This window comes from Micromonospora sp. B11E3 (assembly GCF_039871625.1).
In the GTDB taxonomy this organism is placed as follows: Bacteria; Actinomycetota; Actinomycetes; order Mycobacteriales; family Micromonosporaceae; genus Micromonospora.
Window position 1 is genome coordinate 120,155 of the sequence record NZ_JBDPMC010000007.1, and the last position, 21,736, is coordinate 141,890.

The window sequence follows — 21,736 nt, forward strand, 5'->3', positions numbered from 1 at the left end:
GACACCAGGAGTACTCGCGCGCGCGGCGGGTATGCGGCACCGCCCGTACGGTGGAAGGGGATCAGATGTCCGAAACGCACACGGCACTGCGTTCAATGCACGACCTGGGGCTGGCGGCCTGGTTCGGCGGCTCGCTGATGGGGGCACTGGGCGTCAACAGCGCGGCGGCCAAGGTCAACGACCCGGGCCAGCGGCTTCCGGTCGCCTCGGCGGGGTGGGCCCGGTGGACCCCGGTCAACGCCGCCGCGATCGGCGCCCACCTGGCGGGCGCGGTCGGCGAGCTGGCCACGGAGAGCCCGCGGATGTTCGCCCAGCGCGGGGTGGGGCGGGTCAGCGCGCTGAAGACGGGCCTGACGCTCGGCGCGCTCGCGGTCACCGGGTACAGCCGGCTGCTCGGGATGCGGCTGCAGAGGGCGGGCGGCCCGCCGGTCGAGGGGACGACGGAACCGAACTCGCACACCCCGGCGAACGTCGCCTCCTGCCAGCGGCAGATGAAGCTGCTCCAGTGGGCCGTCCCGGCGCTCACCGGCGCGCTCGTGGTGGTGAGCGCGTACATGGGCGAGCAGCAGAAGCCCGGCCAGGTCTTCCGGGGGATGCTGGCCCGCGCGGGCATGCTGGGCGGCGCGCCGAAGGCGATGGGCAAGATGGCGGCGATCGGCATGGCCGGGCGCCGCATGGCCGGGGGCAACGGCAAGATGACCGCGACCGGCATGGGGAAGCGCCGCATGGCCATGTCCGGCCGCTGACCGCCCCGCCGCGCATGCCCCACAGTCGGGGCATGCGCGGCGCGGGGACGGGCAACCAGCACCGGTACGCCACACCCGAGCCGACCAGCGAGGTGGCCATGACGAGCAGGGACGGATCGACGAGCGGCGGGAGCACGCGCGGGCCCCAGTCCCCCGGCCCGTACGGCACCAGCGGAGACGACTTCGACGCCGGCCCGCCGTGGGGCGCCGGCGAGGACTCGCCGATGAACGAGGGCAGCGAGCAGACCGCCGTGGCGCCGGGCGGACGGGGCGACCAGCGGGCCGGCGAGCCGTCCGCGCCGACCCCACCGGCGGGGCGGCACGGCTTCGGCACGGTCGAGCCGTCGCGGGTCCCGGAGGCCGGCCCCGGGGCGCCGCCCGACCCCGCGCCGTCCCGGCGGACCTTCCCGACCGAGGACGCCGACGGCGACCTGCCCGACAACGCCCTGGAGGAGGCGACCCGCATGCGGCCCGAGGGCGTCAGCCGCGACGGTTCGACGGACCGGTGACGCCTCGGCGGGCGTTTGCCGACCGGCGAGCGGGGCACCAGGGCGTCATGCCCGATCACCGTCGGCTCCTCCTCGACGGCACCCTGCCGCTGGCACTACGGGGGTACGCCTGGCTGCCGGACCGGCTGCGCCGGTCCGGCGGCGACGTGCTGGTCACCCGGCTGTTCGGCCTGCGGACCGTCGCGTTGCGCGGCCCGGAGGCGGCCCGCTTCTTCTACGACGAGCGGCACGTCCGCCGGCACGGGGCCATCCCCGAGCCGGTGCGCGCCACCCTGTTCGGGCACGGCGCGGTGCACACCCTCGACGGCGAGGCGCACCGCGTCCGCAAGGCGTTGTTCACCGGCCTGCTCATGGCCGGGGACGTCGCGGGGCTGGTGGACCGGGCCGGCGCGGCCTGGGCGGAGGCGGCACGCCACTGGGCCGGCCGGCCCCGGGTGGTGCTGTTCGACGCCACGGCCGAGGTGCTGACCCGGGCGGTGTGCGACTGGGCCGGCGTGCCGCTGGCGGCCGGCGAGGTGCCCGGCCTCGCGGCGGACCTGGTGGCGATGGTGGACGGCTTCGCCACCGCGGGCCCCCGGCACTGGCGCGCCCGCCCGGCGCGCTGGCGCCGGGAGGCGTGGCTCACCGGGCTGGTGGACGCGGTACGCGCCGGCACGGTGCGGGTGCCCGACGGCTCGGCCGTGACGGCCGTGGCCCGACACCGGGACGCCGACGGCCGGCCGCTGGACGCCCGAAGCGCCGCCGTGGAGTTGCTCAACATACTGCGGCCGGCCGTGGCGGTCAGCTGGTTCGTCGCCTTCGCCGCGCACGCCCTGCACCGCTGGCCGGCGCACCGGGAGCGGCTGCGCGCCGGCGATCCGGCGTTCGCGGAGGCGTTCGCCCACGAGGTGCGGCGGTTCTACCCGTTCGCCCCGTTCGTCGGCGGGAAGGCCGTGGGCGACCTCGAATTCCGGGGCGTGCGCATCCCGGCCGGCGCGCTGGTGCTGCTCGACCTGTACGGGCAGAATCACGACCCCCGGCTCTGGCCGGACCCGTACCGGTTCGACCCGGGCCGCTTCGTCGGCCGGGAGATCGGCGAGTTCGAGCTGGTGGCGCAGGGCGGCGGCGATCCCCGCACCGGGCACCGGTGCCCCGGCGAGAAGATCACCGTGGCCCTGCTGCGCGAGCTGTCCGTCCGGCTGGCCCGCCTGGATCACCGGCTGCCGGGGCAGGACCTGACGATTCCCCTGCACCGCATCCCCACCCGCCCGGCCAGCGGCGTCGTCGTCGAGGTCGGCCGCCCGGCCTGACGGATACCGGCGCCCGCGAGCCGGATCAGGGGTGGCCGGCCGGCCCCGCCGCCGCGCCGACCGGGGCGCCCCGCTCGGCGAGGATGCCGGCGAGGCGGGAGGCGTCCCGCTGGGCCTGGTCGCCGCAGCAGTTGTTGAACAGCACGTGCAGCTCGGCGGACCGCTCGGCCAACTCGACGAGCAGCTGCGCCCAGTTCCGCAGCTCGCGCTCGCCGTAGGCGTACCGGAACCGGTCCTGCTTGTCACCGCTCTCCCACGCGTCGCTGTGGCCGTGGAACCGGACCACGGCGAGCTCGGCGGTGGCGACCGGGATCGGCGGTACCGACGACGCGAACCCCTGCGGCATGTCGACGCACACGAAGGAGAGGTCGTGCTCGCGCAGGAGCGCCAGCGTGCGCAGGGCGGCGTCGTCGGCGAACCAGGAGCCGTGCCGCAGTTCCACGGCCACCCGCCAGGGCCGCAGCCGCTGCGCCAGCTCGACGATGCGTCGCTCGGCGGCGGCGCCGCGCGCCAGCCACGGGGGGAACTGCAGCAGCACCGCGCCGAGCCGGTCGGCCGCCGCGATCGGCTCCAGCGCCGCCCGGAACCGGCGCCACAGCTCGTCGTACGCCCCGGCGGGCAGGTCCCGCCACCGGATCCGGGCGGGGCCGGCGGCCGGCCGCAGATCCTTCGGCAGCGCGGTGACCGGGGTGGGGTGGCCGGTGAAGAGGCTGAACGCCTTGACGTCGAAGGTGAACCCGGGCGGGGTGGCGTCGACCCACCCGGCGGTCGTCTCCGGCGCGGGCACCGCGTAGTACGAGGTGTCCACCTCGACCAGTCCGAACCGCTGGGCGTAGTAGCCGAGCCGGCCGGCGGGGGTGTTGACCGCCCGGGGATACCAGCCGGAGGAGAGCAGCATCCGGTCGGCCCAGGACGCCGTGCCCATCCGAATTCCACCCATGTAGTTCAGTGGACCGCGCCCCGGCCGGATCGGCAACCCGAGCGCCCGCCCGCCGGGCCGCGGGTGTCCCCTTCTCCGCCTGCACCGAGCTGGGCGGATCCGATGTGACGTCCCGGCGGACGGCGGCGCTGAGGGACACGAGATGAGTTCGCAGCGGATGGACCAAGAGACCCTCGAGCGCCTGCTGGGTGGTCGCGCCGCCGGTTCCCGGGACGGCGCCGACCCGCTCGTGCGGCTACTGGCCGCCCTCCGCGCCGCCGCCCGCCCCGAGGAACTGCGCGGCGAGCGCGCCGCCCTGGACGCGTACCGGGTGGCCCGCGCGGCGCCGCCCGCGCCGGTGACCGCCCTCGACGGCCGGCGTACGCTCCTCGCCGGCCTGGTCAGCGGGAAGGCCGCCCTCGCCGCGCTGGCCCTCGCGGCGACCGGCGGGGTCGCGCTCGCCGCCGCGCACGCGGTGGCGCCCGGGCCGGACGGGCCCGCCGTCGGCCCCGGGAGTTCGCCCCCCGCCACGGGCCGTCCCTCGGCGTCCGGCGGGCCGAGCCCGCACCCCGCCGGGTCCCCGGCCGGCACCCGCGTCCCCGCCGCGCCGCTCGTGCGGTTGTGCCGACAGTTGCGTGCCAATGCCCCCAAGGACCCGGGCCGGGTGCTGGCCGAGCCGCGCTACGCCGAACTGGTGGCCGCCGCCGGCGCCCCGGACAGGGTGGCGGCCTGGTGCGCCGAAACGCTGGACGCGGCGGCCGGTTCGGAGCCGACCGGCCCAGCCGGCGACCGCGATCGACCCGACGAGAACGGTCGACCGGACGGGCGGCCCTCCCGGACCCCGACCCTGCCGGCCACCCCGGCGGCGCCGGTGCCACCGTCCCGGCCGGTCGCCCCCACCGGCCCGGGGCTGCCGCCCGTCGGCTGAAGCCCCGCCTTCCCGCCTCAGCTCCGCCGGACGCGACGACCCCGGGCGGTGAGGGCACGATCCCCACCGGGTAGTCGGTCAGGTCGCGGTCGTACCCGGCGATCACCTCCGGCACCGGGCTGCCCATCGCCTCCACCACGTCGAAGGTGCCGGCGGCTATCCGCGCCGCCGCCTCGGCGTGGCCGTAGTGGCGCAGCCCGGCCGCGATGATGGCGTTGTCCGACGGCCAGACCGCGCCCCGCAGCATGCCCGGGAACGGGGTGAGCCGGACTCACCCGGTCGGGGTGAGATCCGGGTACGCGGGCGGAGCCGACTCAGCCGGCCCCGAGCAGTCCACGGACGTACCCGGCCTGGCCGACGTGCTGCAGGTCGTCCTCGGCCACGCTGACCAGGCGGACCCCGAGCGTCACCGGCGGATCCCACGCCTCGTCGACGACCCGGTCCAGATCCGCCGGCCGCAGTCCGGCCAGGAACGTCCGGGTCCGCTCCGCGACCGCGTCGAAGTAGCCGACCAGCGCGGCGGCGCTCTCCGGCCGGACGGCCGCCGCCCGCTGCGGGGTGTGCCCGTAGCCGGTGTCGTCCGGGTCGGCGGGCAGCCCGAAGCGGCCCGCCCAGTTCCCGGTGACCCAGACCTGCTCGGCGCCCAGCAGGTCGGCGACGTGGTGGTCCTGGATCCGGGTCAGGTGCCACACCAGCCAGCCCACCGGGTTCGCCCCCGGCAGCGGCGGTCGGCGCAGCTGCTCGGGCGAGAGCCCGTCGACGGCCGCCCGCACCAGCCCGGGCAGCCGACCGTAGGTCTCGGTCAGCACGTCGTTCACGTCCACGGCGGTCCTCCCCGGCGTCGGCCTTCCCCGCGCAGTACCGCAGCGCCGGCCGGGCAAACCTCGGGCCCTAGGGTGATCGACGTGGTCGCGGCACTGGAGCTGTATCTGGACACCGACGCCACCCGGCGGATCCGGGTGCTGTGGGACGCGTTGGAGTCCGAGGGGGTGCAGAGCATGCGTTCCCTGCTGGAGCAGCGACACCGGCCGCACGTCTCCCTCGCGGTCGCCCCGCGCCTGGACCCGGACCGGGTCGCCGCCGCGCTGGAGGGCACGGTGGTGGCCGCCCCGCTGCGGCTGTCGTTCCAGCACGCCGGGCAGTTCGTGGGCCGGGTGCTGTGGCTCGGGCCGGCCCCCACGGCCGAACTGCTGGCCCACCAGGCCCTCGTACACGACCGGCTGGCCCGGGCGGGCATCGGGCTGGTGGAGCACTACCAGCCCGGACGCTGGGTGCCGCACTGCACGCTGTCGATGCGGGTGCCCAACGCGCTGATGGCCGCCGCGGTGCGGCGCTGCCTGGAGATGCTGCCGCTGGAGGCCACGGTGGTGGGCGCGGCCGTCACCGACCACGCGCGGGGCATCTGCCGTCCCCTGCCCTAGTCGCGACCGTCAGCCCCGGTGGGCGGCGAAGTCGACCAGGAAGGTGGGGTACTCCGGCTGCGGGCAGGGATCGCCCCGGTGGCCCAGCCGCTCGTAGAACGGCGCCGCCCGCTCCCGGTGCGCCTGCCACTCCACCGGCCAGCCCGTCGACGTCCTCGGCGCCGAGCAGCATCCAACGCGGGTCGGCGAGGAGGGCGGCGTACCGGTCGCGGTGGGACTCGGCGGGCTCGGCGTTCACCCCCATGTCGCGCAGCATCGGCCACACCCGCGGCCAGTCGGCGAGCGTCAGCGGTCGTACCGTGATCGTCACGGGCCGGCAGTCTGCCATCATCGTTGCGATGTCCGCCAACCCGACCGCGCCGACCGCCGGCCCGCCGACCGCGGCCGGCGCCCCCGCCCGGGGCGCCGTGCTGGAGGCGGTGCTGGAACGCGTCACGTACATCAACGAGGAGACCGGGTACACCATCGCCCGGGTGGCCACCGACCGGTCCGGCGACGACCTGCTCACCGTGGTCGGCCCGCTGCCCGGTGCGCAGCCGGGCGAGCGGCTGCGGCTGGTCGGCCGGTGGGGGTCGCACCCGAGGTACGGCCGGCAGTTCGAGGTGCACAGCTGCACCACGGTGCTGCCCGCCACCGTCCAGGGCATCGAGCGCTACCTGGGCTCCGGCCTGATCAAGGGGATCGGCCCGAAGATGGCCGCCCGCATCGTGGCCGCCTTCGGCGTCGACACGCTCCGGGTGATCGAGGAGGAGCCCGGGCGGCTGGTCGAGGTGCACGGTCTCGGGAAGAAGCGCACGGCGGCGATCGGCGCGGCCTGGCAGGAGCAGAAGGCCATCAAGGAGGTGATGGTCTTCCTCCAGGGCGTCGGCGTCTCGACGTCGCACGCGGTACGCATCTTCAAGCAGTACGGCGACTCCTCGGTCACCGTGGTGCGCGAGGACCCGTACCGGCTGGCCGCCGACGTGTGGGGCATCGGGTTCCGGACGGCCGACGGCATCGCCCGGGCCGTCGGCATCCCGCACGACAGCCCGCAGCGGGTGCGCGCCGGCATCCGGTACACGCTCTCCGAGGCCGCCGACGCCGGGCACTGCTACCTGCCCGAGCCGAACCTGGTCGCCGACGCGGCGACGATCCTGGAGGTGCCGGCGGAGCTGGTGGCCGCCGGCCTGGCCGAGCTGGTGGCGACCGAGGAGGGGGTCGTCCGCGAGGCGGTGCCCAACCCGAGCAGCGAGGGCGGGGTCATCCCGGCGGTGTACCTGGTCCCCTTCCACCGGGCCGAGTCGGCGCTCGCCGCGAGCCTGCTGCGGCTGCTGCGGGACCCGGTCGACCGGATGCCGGCGTTCGCCGGCGTGGACTGGGGGCGCGCCCTGGCCTGGCTGAAGGCCCGCACCGGCGCGGAGCTGGCAGCGGAGCAGGAGCAGGCGGTACGGCTGGCGCTGACCTCCCGGGTGGCGGTGCTGACCGGCGGCCCGGGCTGCGGCAAGTCGTTCACCGTCCGGTCGGTCGTCGAACTGGCCGCGGCGAAGAAGGCGAAGATCGTGCTGGCCGCGCCGACCGGCCGTGCCGCCAAGCGGCTGACGGAGCTGACCGGGCACCCCGCGACGACCGTGCACCGGCTGCTCCAGCTGCGCCCGGGTGGGGACGCCACCTTCGACCGGGACAACCCGGTCGACGCCGACCTGGTGGTGGTCGACGAGGCGTCCATGCTGGACCTGATCCTCGCCAACAAGCTGGTCAAGGCGGTGCCGCCCGGGGCGCACCTGCTGCTGGTCGGCGACGTCGACCAGCTGCCGTCGGTGGGTGCCGGGGAGGTGCTGCGCGACGTCCTCGCGGCCGACGGCGTGCCCCGCATCCGGCTGACCCGGATCTTCCGGCAGGCGCAGGAGTCGGGCGTGGTGGTCAACGCGCACCGGATCAACGCCGGGCAGGCCCCGCTGTTCGGCGAGCACCCGGACTTCTTCCTCTTCCCCAGCGACGACCCCGAGGTCACCGCGGAGCAGGTGGTGGACATCGTGGCCCGGCGGATCCCCCGCCGGTTCGGCCTGCGTCCCCGCGACGTGCAGGTGCTCACCCCGATGCTGCGCGGCCCGGCCGGCGCGGCGAACCTGAACACCCTGCTCCAGCAGGCGATCGCCCCGCAGCGCGAGGGCACGCCGGAGCGGCGGCACGGCGCACGCGTCTTCCGGGTCGGCGACAAGGTGATCCAGGTCCGCAACAACTACGACAAGGGCGCGGCCGGGGTGTTCAACGGCACGGTCGGCGTGGTCACCGCCCTCGACCTCGACGAGCAGACCCTCGTGGTCCGCACCGACGAGGACGAGGACATCAGCTACGAGTTCCACGAGCTGGACGAGTTGCAGCACGCGTACGCCATCACCGTGCACCGCTCGCAGGGCAGCGAGTACCCGGCGGTGGTGGTTCCGGTGACCATGAGCGCGTACACGATGCTGCAGCGGAACCTGCTCTACACGGCGGTCACCCGGGCCCGGCGCCTGGTCGTGCTGGCCGGCTCGCGCAAGGCCCTGGCCATCGCGGTCCGTACGGCGGGCACGGGCCGCCGGCACACCGCGCTGACCCACCGGCTCACCCCCGACCGACGCTGAGCCGGCTGCCCGGCTACGGTCGGGGCGTCCGGGATTCGCCCGGGCAGGTGGAGAGGTGCGCCGACCATGCCGCTGCTGACCTGGCTGTCCGAGTCCGCCGACGAGCGCCCCGAGGCGATCCGGGTGGACGACCGCGCGGTGTCCTGGGTGGAGCTGCGGCGACTCGCCACGGCCGTGGCCGACGACCTGCGCGGCGTGGACCGGGTGGCGGTCGAGGCCACGGCGAGCCTGGAGACGGTCGTCGGCGTCGTCGGGGCACTGCTGGCCGGTGCGGCGGTGGTGCCGGTGCCGCCGGACGCCGGGCCGATGGAGCGGGACCACATCCTGCGCGACTCCGCCGCCGCCGCGCTGCTCGTCCCGGCCGGCGGGCACCGTGGCGCCGACGCCGCCGGCCCGCCGCGGTTCCCCGTCGCCCTGAATCGCCGCTCGGACACCGTCCACCCCGAGCCGGACCCGGACCGCACGGCCCTGATCCTGTACACCAGCGGCACCACCGGGGCACCGAAGGGCGCGGTGCTCTCGCGGGCGGCGGTCGCCGCCTGCCTGGACGGGCTCGCCGACGCCTGGGCCTGGACGCCCCACGACCTGCTGGTACACGGCCTGCCGCTGTTCCACGTGCACGGCCTGGTGCTCGGCGTCCTCGGGCCGCTGCGCCTGGGCAGCCGGCTGCACCACGTCGGGCGGCCGCGTCCCGAGCGGTACGCCGCCGCCGGAGGCTCGGTCCACTTCGGCGTCCCCACGGTCTGGTCGCGGATCGCCGCCGACCCCGGCTCGGCCCGCGCCCTGCGCTCGGCGCGGCTGCTCGTCTCGGGCAGCGCCGCCCTGCCGGCGGCGGTCTTCGCCGACCTCGCCGCGCTGACCGGTCACCGGATCGTGGAGCGGTACGGGATGACGGAAACCCTGATCACGGTGAGCGCCCGGGCGGACTCGCCGCGCCGGCCGGGCACCGTCGGGGTGCCGCTGCCCGGCGTACGGACCCGGCTGGTCGACGAGCACGGCATGCCGGTGCCCGCCGACGGGACGGCGATGGGCGAGCTCCAGGTGTGCGGGCCGACCCTCTTCGACGGGTACCTGAACCGCCCGGACGCCGACGCGGCGACCCGCACCGCCGACGGCTGGTTCCGCACCGGGGATGTCGCCACGGTCGAGCCGGACGGCTGGCACCGGATCGTCGGCCGGGCCGCCACCGACCTGATCAAGAGCGGCGGCTACCGGATCGGGGCCGGCGAGGTGGAGGACGCCCTGCTGGCGCACCCCGGCGTACGCGAGGCGGCCGTGGTCGGCACCCCGCACGCCGACCTCGGCCAGCAGGTCACCGCGTACGTGGTGGCCGACGGGGTGGACGGGCCGGAGCTGATCGACTTCGTGGCCCGGCAGTTGTCGGCGCACAAGCGGCCCCGCCAGGTACGGCTGGTCGACGCGCTGCCGCGCAACGCGATGGGCAAGGTGCAGAAGTCGCGGCTGGTCGCCGACTGACCGGGGTGCCCAGCTCAGCCGGCGACCGCGGGAATGGCGATGGCGGTGAGGACCAGGCCGCCGTCGACCAGGAAGCGGCCCGGGAAGGCGGTGACCGGCACGCCGCCGAGGACGGGACCCGGCACCAGCAGGCGGGCGACGAACGTCCCGGCCGGGTCGACGGTGATGTCCGCCTCGGAGAAGTCCAGCCACCGCCGGGTCAGCGGGAACCACGCCTTGTAGACGGACTCCTTCGCGCTGAACAGCAGGCGGTCCCAGCACACGCCGGGGTGGGTCGCGGCCAGCGCGGCGCCGCGGGTCTGCTCGGAGGGCAGCGCGATCGCCTCCAGCACCCCCTCCGGCAGCGGCGCGTGCGGCTCGGCGTCCACACCGAGGGTGGCGAACGCCGACACGCGGCCGAGGACGGCACCCCGGTAGCCGTCGCAGTGCGTCATGCTGCCCACGATCCCGGCCGGCCAGACCGGGGCGCCGCGCGTACCGGTGAGGATCGGCACCGGGGCGACGCCCAGCTCCGCCAGCGCCCGGCGGGCGCAGTGCCGCACGGTCGTGAACTCCCGGCGTCGCTTCTCCACCGCCGCCGCGACCAGCGGCTCCTCCTCGGGATGCGGCGTCAGGCCGGCGGGGTCGGTGAAGGACTCGGCCACCGCCACGGCGGGAGGCAGGATCTGCTCGATCACATCCGCCGATGCTAAAGCGCCGCACGGACGCGCGTCGCCCCGCCGTCCGACGGGGGCTGCGCCGGTGGAGGTAGTGTACGGGGTCGGAGCGGCGGAGTGGTCCGACGGATGCGGGAACAAAATGCTGACTGGCAGGGTAGTGCGGTTCGACGAAATGCGGGGTTACGGCTTCATCACCCCGGACGCGGGCGGCGACGACGTGTTCGTGCACGCGAACACGGTGGACGGTGACAAGTGGGCGATGGCGCCCGGCGTCCCGGTGGAGTACGAGGCGGTGGAGAGCGACCGCGGCCCGAAGGCCCGGACGGTACGGGTGCTCGGCGCGGCCCCGGCGGCCGGCGAGCGGGCGGGGCCGGTCCGGTCCGGCACGGCGGTGGCCGGGCGCGGCCGGGAGCCCGGGCAGGCGGGCGGGGCCGACGACGAGGAGGGCCTCTGCGACGTGCTCTCCGAGCGCGCCCTCAGCGCCGAGACCACGGAGGCGCTGCTGAGCGGCGTACCGGACCTGACCGGGGCGCAGATCGTGGCGGTGCGCGCCCGGGTGTTGGCGCTGGCCCGGCGGCACGGCTGGGTGGAGGGCTGACGGCCCGACTCACCTTGCCGGGGTACCGTCGGGTTGAAGCGCTGTGGAGCTGCCCCGTTCGTGCTATCGCCGCCGCAGCGGCCCGGCCGTGGTGCTGCTGGACGGTGCCGGCATCCCGGGCACCGAGTCGATCTGCGCCCACGGTGTCACCTGGTACACGCACCGTCTCGGGGGCGCGCTGCTCGGCCGGCTGTCGCGGGACGACGGGCGGGACCTCGGGGCGATCCTCGCCGCCACGATCGGCGAGGTGGCCGCCATGCACCGCGGCACCTGCGACGTCGGGCACCCCAGCAGCCCGCAGGCGACCGTGGCGATGGTCCGCGCCCGCCGGGGCCGCCTGGACTACCTCCTGCTCGCGGACTCCTTCCTCGTCCTCGACCAGCCCGACGGCGGCCCGCAGGTCCTCACCGACGAGCGGGAGGCCAACGCCAGACGTGCCTGCTCAGCGCCCCTGGCCGGCGTTGCCGAGGGGACGCCGGAGTACGACTGGCCCGGCGTACTGGACCTGCTCGACGCCGACGGGCCGATCGACGTCATCCGCCGCGTCCGGCGGGCCGAAGCCCGCGCCGCCGGAGGCCCCGACGCTCGGGTCCCGGACGACGCCACGGTCGCGCACTGCGCCCACCTGCCGCGCTCCGAGGTCGGCGAACCGCGACAGCCGGCAGCCACGTAGCCGCTGATGCCCGCTGACGCTCCCGGTCGTCCAGCACGGCGACCATCGCCGACAACGGCCCCCGGATCACATACTGCTCGAACCGGACGCCATCCGGCAGCTCCATCTCGGCGATGCTCAGCCGGTCCCACCGGCTGCATTTCGCCCCCTGGACGGCCGAGAGTTTCTCTTGATGCCTCGGATACCGATGCCAAGGAGCCCTCCACCGACGGGGCACAGCGGAAGGGCCCACAACAGCCTACCGGTCTCGACAAGGTCGAGGGTCACGACCAGCCCAGCGACGCCCATCAGCGCGCCAACGATCGCAGCGAGAAGGTATACGAGTCGTCGCCCATTCATGCCAGCCAGTAGAGCAGGGGCATCAAAGCCCGTGAACCCGGCGACGGGCAGCGGCCAGGGCAGTCGCTCGCAGGTCCCATGCAGGTCACGGCAAGGAGTAGCAGCCGAGTGAGCTTCCACATGCACCTGCGGGCCACAGCCTCCGACGAGGTCCCGGAGAGTCCATCTGCAAGGCATTCGGCCCGGTCCACGAGGACGAGGACGCGGCCAGGAACGACTTTCTCGGCTACCACAACGGCCTGAGCACCTTCTACGGGCGGGCAGCGCAAGCGGAAGACGCCGTGATCAAGGCGTTCTGGTACCGAGCGCGTCGTCCTCGTGACCTCCCCGCAGCCATCCCAGGAAACGCCGGTGCAGGGTGCCGGCCGGCGCCCACGTCAGGTCCTCGGCGGCGCGAGCGAACTGCGCCCCCATGTACAACGCAAGGGACATCGGCGCGTCCGCGAACTCCACCCGCAACTCCTGACGGCGGGTCCGACAGGGCCAGGGCGCGCCGCAGCCGCCGCAGCTCCAGATCGGCAGTACCGGCCCGTGCGCGGTCACGCCCGCACCCCCAGGAACCGCGCCATTATCGTCCGCGCCTGCCGGCTGGTCGCCCACTCCACCTGCCAGCATGGGTACGGCACCAGCAGCGCCCACCACGCCCGACAGCCGACGCACATCCCGTCGACCCCACGCAGGTGTACGGCGAGGATCACCCGCTCCTGCTCGTCGCTCACCGGCTCTCCCCCGCCGGCCAGTGGCCACGGTTGATCGGGATCCGGTGCCGGGCACGACAGGGCAACTCGGCGCCGCAGCGGCAGACCCGACGCCACCTCCGCCAGCACCACACCGGCCGATGCCGCCGGGCGAAGGTCAGGGCGGCGGCGAGCAGGTACTCCTCGTACGAGACGCGCCCGGACACGGCCGGTCACCGGGCCAACGCGTCGTACAGGGCCTCGGCCCGCACCGCCACCTTGACGCACCAGTCCCGGGCGCAGGCGACCGACGGCCACCGGCACTCCAGGTTGTGGCCGCGTACCCAGATCCAGCCGGCCATGCCCTCCGGGCTGCCGCCGACGCGGACGGTCCGAACGTCCAGTTGGGTCACGCCGACCACGTTCCCGTCGGTGGCCCACTCGCCGGCCGGCAACGACAGCTTCGTGTCCGGCGGCACGGCCGGAAGCGCGCTCACCGGCCCGGCCCCGGGCGGACCATCCCGGTCCGGGTGCCCGTCACGGTGTCCGACCCGGCTCACCGCTCGACCCTCGTGCGGTATCCGCTGAGCTGGCCCAGGGTCATCGGCACATTCGGGATCATCTGCGTCGGCTCGCAGTACCAGCGGTTGTCCCGCAACCGCTGCGCCTGGTCGAGCAGCCGCTGTTGGGCGGCTGCCTGCTCGGCGGCCTGGTGGCGCTGCCCGGCGCCGGGCGGCGGAGGCGGCTCGGACCGCCGCAGCAGCCACCGCACAATGCCGCGCAGCTCGGACCAGATCGCCACCAGATCGCCCCCTCGTTGAGTCGTGAAGGCGCGGCGGAGTCTCCTCAATCCCTATCGGATGTCAGGCCGCAAAGACCCCGCCGCCACCAGTGACCTGAACGCTACGAGCGGTCACCGGCGTCGGCGGGGAGAGTTTGTACCAGAGGGAGGGCTACCCCATCACCCCGATCGCAAGGGCCAGTTCCCGGGCATCCTCCCCGACCGTGCCCGGCCGGTTCGACAGCTCAAGGGCGACTGTGCGGGCGTACGGGTGGTGCCGCACGGTGTCAACGCTCTCCCGCAGCGCTCGGCCAAGCAGGTGCATCGCCGCGACCTCGCCTCGGTCCAGCATGTGTGCCCGGGAAGCCTCGATAAGGGCGCCAGCCCGACGGGTCTGCGATGGCAGTGCCCGGTAGTCCGCCGTGTCGGCCCGCCGGACAGCTTCACCCGGTCGACACAGGTCCGTCTCGATGGTGACCGCGTACGCCGCACAGGCAGCCGGCCCGAACATCAGCCACGGGTGCGCGTACCTGCTGCCGAGTCGGCTCGCGGCCTCGTCGGCGGCGTCCCACGCACGCCACGCGCGCCCCGCCCGACCGGCCTTGCTGTGCCCCAGGGCGATGCCGAGTTGCGCCTGCCCCCACCGAGCCAACTGCTCACTGCCAGCAGCAGGATCCACCAAGCCGACGGCGTCAACAAGCATCTGCTCGGCGGCGTCGACCTGGTTCGCGCCACGGTAGACGTGGGCGTAGTACCAGGCGGCTACCGCAATCGCAGATGGGTCGTCGGCATCCTGAGCGGCGAGCATCGCCCGGTCGGCGGCGAGCCACACCAACTCCGGGTGCGGCTGGTGGGCGACGTACAACTGCGCAAGGTGGTAGACGCGCGCCAACTCGACCAGCGCCTGCCGCCGAGCCAGGCCGTCCAGCCTGCGGACGCTGCGTTGCGCATCCGCCAGCAGCCCGGGAAGCACGGCGGCGACGGCCGTACGCTCGGCGGTGGACCGATGCCACAGCGCCCACGCCTGGTCAACCAGGCCGCGCAGGGCGTCGACGGGTGTCGGATCGCCGGCGGGAACGATGGTGCGCTGCATGGCGGCGGCGACGTTGTCGATGTCGGCGTGGCCGGCGCGGGTCACGGATGCCACCGGCAGGGACTGGTCGCCGGTCAGGTCCGCCAGGTCGGATATGTCGAGCACCTCGGCCAGGCGGAGCAGCATGGGCAGGCGCGGCGGAAGGAGGCGGCCGTTCTCCAGGGCCTTGACCCATTCGGCGCTGCGGCCGACCAGTCCACCGAGGACGGGGCGGGTCTTTCCTGCACGTTCGCGATGGGCGCGGAGGCGCGCACCGAATGTCTTGGGGTCGGTCATCGTCGTCTCCCAGGTAGCGGTCTGGGCGGCGGGCCGCCGGCCGCTACTCCGACGGGCCGCCACAGTCGACGGTACTCCGGGTGGCAGCCTCATCACACCCCGCCGCAGCCGGGTTCCGGAGAGGTCGGGCGGACCACCGATCGCGCGCCACCAGCCCGACGCAATCGGCGTCCAGGCTGGCTCAGGTTAATTAAGGACAGCCGGACGGGAGCGAGCCGCCAACCTACGGTCCGTGCCGCTGACGCCTACAGTTCTCCGCGCGCCCTGGCGCGCGACCAGCTCCAGCACCGCAATGACCGTGCCGGCCCCGACAATCTCACCGGCCGTCACCAGGGCCCGGGCCTCGGTCAGCGGAATCCATGCGACCCGTTCTGCCTCGTTCATGTCGACCGGGGTACCCGTGTAGTCCGCGTGCCGGGCGAGGAAGACCAGGTTCTGCGCGTCCGCCGTGGCAACCCACGGCTGGAACGACATCAGCGGCTCCACCGCACACGGCCGCCAGCCGGTCTCCTCCTCAACCTCCCGCACCGCACACACCGCCGGCTCCTCGTCGGCGTCAACGTATCCACCCGGCAGTTCCCACACCCAACGGTCGAACACGAACCGGTGCCGCCGCATCAACAGCAGACGCTCCCGGTCGCCCAGTTCTCCTCCAGGATCCTGCCGCCGTGGTGCCGCAAGTCGCCGAAGATCTCTGAGGTGCTGCCGCTGCTCTACTTGCACGGCCTGTCGTCCGGGGACTTCGTTCCGGCGCTGGAGCAGTTCCTCGGCGGCGCGGCGGGGCTGTCCGCGGCGACCGTGACGCGGCTGACGAAGCAGTGGCAGGACGACCACGCCGCATTCCAGGAGGCGGGACCTGTCGGAGTGCGACTACGTGTACGTGTGGGCCGACGGCGTGCACCCCAAGGTCCGGCTCGGGCAGGCGCACTCGTGCGTGCTGGTCCTGCTCGGCGTCCGGATGGACGGCACCAAGGAGCTGATCGCGCTTGCCGAGGGCCTGCGCGAGTCCACCGAGTCATGGGCCGACCTGCTGCGCGACTGCCGCCGTCGCGGCATGCGCGCCCCCGAGCTGGTCGTCGGGGACGGCGCGATGGGACTGTGGAAGGCGCTGGCCGAGGTGTTCCCGGCTGCCCGGCATCAGCGATGCTGGGTTCACAAGGCCCGCAACGTCACGAACTGCCTTCCAAAGTCCGCTCAACCAGGTGCGACGAAGGCGATGCAGGAAATCTACAACGCCGAGGACCGCGCGCACGCCGAGAAGGCGATCGAGGCGTTCGAGAAGACCTACGGCACCAAGTGGCCCAAGGCCGTCGCAAAGATCACCGACGACGCCGAGGAGCTGTTGGCGTTCTACGACTTCCCGGCCGAGCACTGGATCCACCTGCGGACCACGAATCCGATCGAGTCCACGTTCTCCACGGTCAAGCTCCGTACCAAGGTCACCCGCGGCGCCGGCAGCCCAGCCGCCGCCCTCGCGATGGTGTTCAAGCTGGTCGAGTCCGCCCAGGCCCGCTGGCGGGCGATCACCGGAGCCCACCTTGTGCCACTGGTCCGCGCGGGCGCCCGCTTCGAGAACGGGGTCCTCGTCGAGCGAGCGGAGGACGCAGCCGCCTAAAAAGCCGCGATTGGATCAGTGGCACGTTCGCGGCGGGCCAGGGTGCGCATTACCGGAAGGAAGTTGTGACGGGCCACAGCAATGCGGGTGAGGCAGGCAATGACCGCGTCGGTGGCCTTGGCAGGCACCGACGGCGTGGGCACCTCCAGGCTGACGGCCAGGTCGTCGAGGTGGACAACGAGTTCCACGAGCCGGGTGAGCAGACACTGGTCGAGCGGAAGTACGCGGCCGAACACGCCGACAGGCCGGTCGAGCGGCATGGTCGGCAGCTGTGCTGCGAGCCGGGCGCGAGCGGCGTCAAACTCCTCGGTCAGGGCGGCAGGCCCACCGGCCGCCTCCTGCTCGCCCACCTCGCGGATCCGGCGTGGCACCGCATCCTCCAGATGCGGCGCCGGACCGGCGCCAGACAGGAAATAGGCGACAGCATCGATGAGCGTCCCGCCCGCCGGTGGCAGCTCGGCCAGCCAACGCTCGACGTTGAAGACCGCTCGGGCAAGATGCCCGGCCAGACCGCTGACCCGGAACTGGGCCAGCGCGCTCGGTTGCTCCCAACGTTCGGCCAGCACCGGCGAACGCAGCAGCCCGGACGCGACCTCGGCCGTGTCGAGAAATGCGGAGATCACACCGGGAGGCTAGCGGCTGGCCTGCCGCAGTGCCATCCGCTGTCCGAGATCGCCACGGCTCCGTCTGGGACGTGCTGCTCCGCCGGACAAGCGCTAATCACGAGTCACATGGTCCACAACTCTTGACAATTACTCCCGATGTCGGCGTGAGGGATCTCATCGCGGCGCGAGCCCAGGAAGCCTTCCGACGAAGTCCCGTGGCTACCGATATACGGCCGGCGATCGTGCTCCGGGGCGTCATACCGAGCTACCTCCGCACTGGCGTGCCCCATGTGTTTGCGGTTTCGTTTACAGCGTTCTTCACCGTCAACAAGGGCATTGACGATAGGCCGCATGGTGAGGCCGCCGTCATGGGTCAGTGTCGACTGGATACTCGGGCAGCGTCCATCGACGCTGTGAGCCTCCAGGCCATTCACTGGACCCTGAGCGACCCGGATGGCGGCACGGGAAAGGTGCGGGAGGTCCTCGACGAGGCCCTGTAGTCCGTCGCCGGAGAGGTCGCGGCGGGTGAACCAGCCACTTGCGTCGGGCACGCCCCGGGCGCGTACCCAGGCGACGTCGACGTGCCGGATGGGGCCCAGCTCGCCGGCCGCCTCGACCAACGATCGCACGTCGGCCCGGTATCGGGCGGCGCTTCCGGCCAGCAGCACCGCGCGGCCGTCGCGCTCCGCGTCGGTCAGCAGGGTCGCCTCGGCGGAGGTGAGGCAGACCGGCTTTTCCACGCCGCGGCGCAGCAGCCGGGCGGCGAGGGTGGCGTGCAGGTGGTTGGGCACGGTCACCACGACCATGTCGGCCGCACCAGCCGGCAGCGCATCGACGTCGGCGTAAGCGTGCGGCACACCGTGGGCATCGGGTGCGGGCGCGGGCTGCGGGTCTACGACGACAACCTCTCTGCTGCGATGCCCGCCAACGTCGGGCCGGGTTCACTCTTGCCGATCATGGAGTTTTGGTGCCAGAAAAGGCGATTGATGCCCCACTTTGTCAGGCACCAGAGCTCCATGATCGACGCGCAGCAACGCGGCGAACGTCAGCGGACACCGCACTGGTCACAGCGCCTACCTGCGGGATGCGCCAGTCAACTACCTTCGCCCCGGATGGAAATCCACCTGCTCGACGTCCGGGCGCGGGCGAACTGCCGGCACGGGTCGGTGCCGGCCCCGCTGACCCGCTCGGCTCGCCGGGCTACCGGCTCGCCGCCCGCGCCTTGCCACCACCGTCGCCCGACCAGCGGACAGAACAAGAAGGAACGACATGCAGATCCCCCTCCTCGTCCTCAGTCTCATCCTGGCCGCCGTCTTCGCGGCGCTGGCCGTACCCAAAGTGACCGGCCAGTCCCAGATGCGCGAGCGGATGGCCCACCTGGCCGTCTCCGTCGGCCTCACCAAGGCCATCGGAACGCTGGAGGGAGCCGCGGCCATCGGCCTGATCGTCGGCCTGTTCTGGGCGCCCGCCGGGATCGCCGCGGCGGTCGGCCTCACCCTCCAGATGATCGGCGCGACGGTCTACCACCTGCGCGCGAAGGACCCGATGGCCGTGGCGTCGATGCCGCTGGTGTTCGGGCTCGCGTCCGCCGCCCTCGCGGTGCTGCACCTGCTGAACGGCTGAGCGCCCGCGGCGGGTACGCCGACCTGATCACCCGGCACCTGCCCGGCTACGAGGCGCGGGCGGAGCCGACCCGCGCCTCCGTGGACAACATCACCCGGGTCGCCGGCGGCGACATGGAGATCGGGTTCGCCCAGATCGACAACGCGGCGGACGCCGCCGCCGGGCGCGGCGGGTTCGAGGGCCATCCGCAGCCGGTGCGCGCCCTGGCCCGGGTGTACAGCGACTACATCCAGGTGCTCGTGCGCGCCGACGCCGACGTCAGCAGGATGTCCGACCTGCGGGGCATGCGGGTCTCCACCGGCTCCCTGCAGTCGGGCACGGATGTCATCGCCAGCCGGCTGCTCGCCGCGGCGGGCCTGGACCCGGAGAAGGACGTCCGGCGGGCGAGGCTCTCGCTGCCGGACACCACGGCCCGGCTGCGGGCCGGCACCCTGGACGCGATGTTCTTCTCGGGCGGGTTGCCCACGCCGGGCATCGCCGACCTGCTGGCCGCCGCGCCGGGGCGGTTCCGGTTCCTGCCGATCGCCAACCTGGTCGAGGCGCTGGCCGCCGAGTTCGGGCCGGTCTACACGACCGCCGAACTGCCCCGGGAGGCGTACGGGACGCCGGCGGCGGTGCCGACGATCACGGTGGCGAATCTCCTCCTGGTCGACAAGGACATGCCGGACAAACTGGCGTACGACCTGACGGGGCTGCTGTTCGCGTACCAGACCGACCTGGGCGCGGTGCACCCGGCGGGCCGCAACTTCGACCGCGGCAGCGCGGCCAACACGGATCCGGTGCCGCTGCACCCCGGGGCGTCCCGGTTCTACCAGGGCGGATGAGGCCGGCGGGGGCAGCCTGGGCGGGTCGGCCGCCCGGGGCCGACATAGACTGCCGGCATGGAGGCGGAACGCGTGACCAGCCCGCGTTCCGCCCTGCCCGCCGGCCGTGTCGGCCCGCTGGCGCGCGCCGCCGTCGGGACGCGATGAGGACGGGCGCCGTCGCCGGCCACCGGGGCCACTACCACGAGGCTGCCTGCTACGGCTCGGACGAGGAACTACTTGCCATCGCCGTGCCGTTCCTGCTCGGCGGGGTCGCCGCCGGCGAGCCGACCGTGGTCGCCCTCGGGGCGCGCAACGCCGCCCTGGTCCGCGCCGCCCTGCCGGCCGACTCCGGGGTCACCTTCCTGCCCGGCGACGGCGTCTACGCCCGGCCGACCGCGGCGATCCGGTCGTACCGCGACCTGCTGGCCTCGTACGTCAAGCAGGGGGCGGGGCAGATCCGGATCATCGGCGAGGTGCCGCCGGTCGGGCTGGGCGCGACCTGGGACTGGTGGGCCCGGTACGAGTCGGCCGTCAACCACGCGTACGACGAGTTCCCGCTGTGGAGCATGTGCGCGTACGACACTCGGACGACGCCGGCGCACGTGCTGGACGACGTCGCCCGTACCCACCCCCGGCACGTCATGCCGGACGGCCGGCACGTGCCCAGCCCGGCCTACCTGGAGCCGGCGGCGTACCTGCTGGAGGACCGGCCGGCGCCGGCCGACCCGCTCCAGACGGCGCCGCCGGACGTGGACCTCACCTCGCCCACGGCGGCGCAGGCCCGGGCCGCGGTGCACGGCGCGGCCCGGGGGCGGCTGCCCGCCGACGACGTCCAGGACCTGGTGGTCGCGGTCAGCGAGACGGTGAGCAACGCGCTGCGCCACGGCCGGCCGCCGGTGCGGATGCGGCTGTGGGTCGGGGCGGACCGCGTCGTGGTGACGGTCTCCGACGGCGGTCACGGGCCGCAGGACCCGTTCGCGGGGCTGCTGCCGGCCGGCGACGGCGTGGTGGTGGGCGGGCTCGGTCTCTGGATCGCCCACCAGTCCTGCAACCACGTCACGTCGCACCGGGGGCCGGACGGCTTCACGGTGCGGCTGACCGCGGGAACCCCGCACTTCACCGCCTGAGGCCGCCCGGCCGGCGGCTCACGGGATGGTCACGCCGTACACGGCGAGGATCTCGGTGATCGGCTGGTAGAAGGAGGTGCCGCCGGAGGTGCAGTTGCCGCTGCCGCCGGACAGGATGCCGAGGATCTGGCCGGTGGCCGGGTTGTAGAGCGGCCCGCCGCTGTCGCCGGGCTCGGCGCAGATGTTGGTGCGGATCAGGCCGTACACCGTGCCCTCGGCGTAGTTCACCGTGGCGTTGAGGGCGGTGACGTAGCCGCACCGCACGCCGGTGGTCGAGCCGCTGCGGCACACGTACTGGCCCACGTACGCGTTGCCGGCGCTGTTGACCGTGAGCAGGCCCGGGTACGTGTACACGGCGCTCGGGTGGCTGACCGACGAGGTGTAGCGGACGATGCCGTAGTCGTTGCCGGGGAAGCTGCTGCCGGTGCGGGTGCCGAGCACGGTGGCGCCGGCGCTGTCCGCGTACCAGGTCGAGCCGACCGACGTGCAGTGGCCGGCGGTGACGAAGTAGTACGTGGTGCCGCTGCGCACGTTGGCGCCCAGCGAGCAGCGGCCCCCGCCGCCGGCGTAGATCGCCTGGCCGGCGGCGATCAGGGTGCTCAGCCGGCCGGGCTCGCGCCGGACCACGGCGTCGGTGCCGGCCAGCTTGGCGCGCAGGGCGGCCAGTTGGCTGCCGCTCACGGTGTCGTCGACGGTGACGGTGGTCCGGCCGGTCGCCGGTTCCACGGTCCAGGTGGTGCCGGCCGGGCCGGTGGCCGCCAGCGCGGCGGCGGACGGCGCGGACGGCGCGGACGTGGCGGGCACGGCGGACGTGGCGGGCACGGCGGACGTGGCGGGCGCCGGTCGGCGGCGCGAGCAGGGGAAGGGCGAGCAGGAGGGCGAGCAGGGGAAGGCGACGCATCCGGGCCTCCGAACATCGGCAGAGATGGATGCCTTACAGCATCCGCGCCGGGCCCGCCCGGTTCAAGCGCCC

General features: G+C 74.1%; 23 protein-coding genes and 5 pseudogenes. 13 read left to right on the plus strand and 15 right to left on the minus strand.

Features of this window, described 5'->3' with window-relative positions; translation table 11 throughout:
* Positions 1-65: 65 nt before the first annotated feature.
* Genes ABGB16_RS06245 through ABGB16_RS06255 form a run of 3 tightly spaced genes read left to right on the plus strand, consistent with a single transcriptional unit; the run spans position 66 to position 2,544 of the window.
* Entirely contained in the window at positions 66-746 is a 681-nt protein-coding gene (locus ABGB16_RS06245) for a hypothetical protein (RefSeq protein ID WP_347666986.1), read from the plus strand.
* 32 nt (positions 747-778) lie between these two features.
* Positions 779-1,255 (plus strand): hypothetical protein, encoded by a 477-nt coding sequence (locus tag ABGB16_RS06250; RefSeq protein ID WP_347666987.1) that lies wholly within the window; start codon positions 779-781, stop codon positions 1,253-1,255.
* 47 nt (positions 1,256-1,302) lie between these two features.
* On the plus strand, positions 1,303-2,544 hold the full coding sequence (locus tag ABGB16_RS06255) for a cytochrome P450 (RefSeq protein WP_347666988.1): 1,242 nt from the start codon (positions 1,303-1,305) through the stop codon (positions 2,542-2,544).
* A 25-nt stretch (positions 2,545-2,569) separates the two neighbouring features.
* Here ABGB16_RS06255 and ABGB16_RS06260 read toward each other — a convergent pair whose 3' ends face one another.
* A complete protein-coding gene (locus ABGB16_RS06260; RefSeq protein ID WP_347666989.1) occupies positions 2,570-3,484 on the minus strand; it encodes a DUF72 domain-containing protein in 915 nt (304 codons plus the stop codon).
* 142 nt (positions 3,485-3,626) lie between these two features.
* Between ABGB16_RS06260 and ABGB16_RS06265 the strand changes: the two genes are divergently transcribed.
* Positions 3,627-4,391: a hypothetical protein gene (locus ABGB16_RS06265; protein WP_347666990.1), complete on the plus strand. Its 765-nt coding sequence runs from the start codon at positions 3,627-3,629 to the stop codon at positions 4,389-4,391.
* Positions 4,392-4,449: 58 nt separating this feature from the next.
* Here the strand turns inward: ABGB16_RS06265 and ABGB16_RS06270 are convergent.
* Positions 4,450-4,629, minus strand: a pseudogene (locus ABGB16_RS06270) (hypothetical protein); the annotation flags it as partial.
* A gap of 76 nt (positions 4,630-4,705) precedes the next feature.
* A complete protein-coding gene (locus ABGB16_RS06275) occupies positions 4,706-5,215 on the minus strand; it encodes a DUF664 domain-containing protein (RefSeq protein ID WP_347666991.1) in 510 nt (169 codons plus the stop codon).
* Between the two features lie 81 nt (positions 5,216-5,296).
* On the opposite strand from ABGB16_RS06275, the gene ABGB16_RS06280 reads away from it, so the two are divergent.
* Complete coding sequence (locus ABGB16_RS06280) at positions 5,297-5,812, plus strand: 2'-5' RNA ligase family protein (protein ID WP_347666992.1); 516 nt, start codon at positions 5,297-5,299, stop codon at positions 5,810-5,812.
* 9 nt (positions 5,813-5,821) lie between these two features.
* Here ABGB16_RS06280 and ABGB16_RS06285 read toward each other — a convergent pair whose 3' ends face one another.
* The gene (locus ABGB16_RS06285; protein ID WP_347666993.1) at positions 5,822-5,947 is read right to left on the minus strand and encodes a hypothetical protein; all 126 of its coding nucleotides are present in this window, start codon (positions 5,945-5,947) and stop codon (positions 5,822-5,824) included.
* A 203-nt stretch (positions 5,948-6,150) separates the two neighbouring features.
* On the opposite strand from ABGB16_RS06285, the gene ABGB16_RS06290 reads away from it, so the two are divergent.
* Entirely contained in the window at positions 6,151-8,415 is a 2,265-nt protein-coding gene (locus ABGB16_RS06290; RefSeq protein ID WP_347666994.1) for an ATP-dependent RecD-like DNA helicase, read from the plus strand.
* Positions 8,416-8,481: 66 nt separating this feature from the next.
* The gene (locus tag ABGB16_RS06295) at positions 8,482-9,891 is read left to right on the plus strand and encodes an acyl-CoA synthetase (RefSeq protein ID WP_347666995.1); all 1,410 of its coding nucleotides are present in this window, start codon (positions 8,482-8,484) and stop codon (positions 9,889-9,891) included.
* A 14-nt stretch (positions 9,892-9,905) separates the two neighbouring features.
* On the opposite strand, the gene ABGB16_RS06300 is transcribed toward ABGB16_RS06295, so the two are convergent.
* On the minus strand, positions 9,906-10,568 hold the full coding sequence (locus ABGB16_RS06300; RefSeq protein ID WP_347666996.1) for a 4'-phosphopantetheinyl transferase superfamily protein: 663 nt from the start codon (positions 10,566-10,568) through the stop codon (positions 9,906-9,908).
* A 121-nt stretch (positions 10,569-10,689) separates the two neighbouring features.
* Between ABGB16_RS06300 and ABGB16_RS06305 the strand changes: the two genes are divergently transcribed.
* Together ABGB16_RS06305 and ABGB16_RS06310 are read left to right on the plus strand one after the other, a co-directional pair.
* Positions 10,690-11,148, plus strand: a complete 459-nt coding sequence (locus tag ABGB16_RS06305) for a cold shock domain-containing protein (RefSeq protein WP_347666997.1) — start codon at positions 10,690-10,692, stop codon at positions 11,146-11,148.
* 43 nt (positions 11,149-11,191) lie between these two features.
* Entirely contained in the window at positions 11,192-11,821 is a 630-nt protein-coding gene (locus tag ABGB16_RS06310) for a hypothetical protein (protein WP_347666998.1), read from the plus strand.
* Positions 11,822-11,837: 16 nt separating this feature from the next.
* Here ABGB16_RS06310 and ABGB16_RS06315 read toward each other — a convergent pair.
* From ABGB16_RS06315 to ABGB16_RS06345, 7 genes and pseudogenes are all read right to left on the minus strand, one after another.
* Positions 11,838-11,927: pseudogene (locus ABGB16_RS06315) on the minus strand (NUDIX hydrolase); the annotation flags it as partial.
* A 518-nt stretch (positions 11,928-12,445) separates the two neighbouring features.
* Positions 12,446-12,613 carry a hypothetical protein gene (locus ABGB16_RS06320; protein WP_347666999.1) on the minus strand — a complete coding sequence of 56 codons (168 nt, stop codon included), beginning with the start codon at positions 12,611-12,613 and terminating at the stop codon, positions 12,446-12,448.
* Positions 12,614-12,699: 86 nt separating this feature from the next.
* Positions 12,700-13,074, minus strand: a complete 375-nt coding sequence (locus tag ABGB16_RS06325) for a hypothetical protein (protein WP_347667000.1) — start codon at positions 13,072-13,074, stop codon at positions 12,700-12,702.
* Positions 13,071-13,334 (minus strand): hypothetical protein, encoded by a 264-nt coding sequence (locus ABGB16_RS06330; protein ID WP_347667001.1) that lies wholly within the window; start codon positions 13,332-13,334, stop codon positions 13,071-13,073. Before ABGB16_RS06330 ends, ABGB16_RS06325 begins: the two co-directional genes overlap by 4 nt.
* A gap of 59 nt (positions 13,335-13,393) precedes the next feature.
* On the minus strand, positions 13,394-13,639 hold the full coding sequence (locus ABGB16_RS06335; RefSeq protein WP_347667002.1) for a hypothetical protein: 246 nt from the start codon (positions 13,637-13,639) through the stop codon (positions 13,394-13,396).
* 151 nt (positions 13,640-13,790) lie between these two features.
* Entirely contained in the window at positions 13,791-14,987 is a 1,197-nt protein-coding gene (locus tag ABGB16_RS06340; protein WP_347667003.1) for a helix-turn-helix transcriptional regulator, read from the minus strand.
* Positions 14,988-15,232: 245 nt separating this feature from the next.
* Positions 15,233-15,626: pseudogene (locus ABGB16_RS06345) on the minus strand (NUDIX hydrolase); the annotation flags it as partial.
* 3 nt (positions 15,627-15,629) lie between these two features.
* Here ABGB16_RS06345 and ABGB16_RS06350 point away from each other — a divergent pair.
* Positions 15,630-16,602 (plus strand): annotated as a pseudogene (locus tag ABGB16_RS06350) (IS256 family transposase); the annotation flags it as partial.
* Here ABGB16_RS06350 and ABGB16_RS06355 read toward each other — a convergent pair.
* Entirely contained in the window at positions 16,599-17,225 is a 627-nt protein-coding gene (locus ABGB16_RS06355; RefSeq protein ID WP_347667004.1) for a maleylpyruvate isomerase N-terminal domain-containing protein, read from the minus strand. The pseudogene ABGB16_RS06350 and the gene ABGB16_RS06355 overlap by 4 nt on opposite strands.
* A 104-nt stretch (positions 17,226-17,329) precedes the next feature.
* Positions 17,330-18,100 (minus strand): annotated as a pseudogene (locus tag ABGB16_RS06360) (Gfo/Idh/MocA family oxidoreductase); the annotation flags it as partial.
* A gap of 376 nt (positions 18,101-18,476) precedes the next feature.
* Here ABGB16_RS06360 and ABGB16_RS06365 point away from each other — a divergent pair.
* The 3 genes from ABGB16_RS06365 (at position 18,477) to ABGB16_RS06375 (ending at position 20,763) form a co-directional block, all read left to right on the plus strand.
* A complete protein-coding gene (locus ABGB16_RS06365) occupies positions 18,477-18,830 on the plus strand; it encodes a DoxX family protein (RefSeq protein ID WP_347667024.1) in 354 nt (117 codons plus the stop codon).
* A gap of 26 nt (positions 18,831-18,856) precedes the next feature.
* Positions 18,857-19,654: a TAXI family TRAP transporter solute-binding subunit gene (locus ABGB16_RS06370; RefSeq protein WP_347667025.1), complete on the plus strand. Its 798-nt coding sequence runs from the start codon at positions 18,857-18,859 to the stop codon at positions 19,652-19,654.
* Positions 19,655-19,797: 143 nt separating this feature from the next.
* Entirely contained in the window at positions 19,798-20,763 is a 966-nt protein-coding gene (locus ABGB16_RS06375) for a sensor histidine kinase (protein WP_347667005.1), read from the plus strand.
* Between the two features lie 18 nt (positions 20,764-20,781).
* On the opposite strand, the gene ABGB16_RS06380 is transcribed toward ABGB16_RS06375, so the two are convergent.
* Positions 20,782-21,567 (minus strand): S1 family peptidase, encoded by a 786-nt coding sequence (locus ABGB16_RS06380; RefSeq protein WP_347667026.1) that lies wholly within the window; start codon positions 21,565-21,567, stop codon positions 20,782-20,784.
* Between the last annotated feature and the right edge of the window lie 169 nt (positions 21,568-21,736).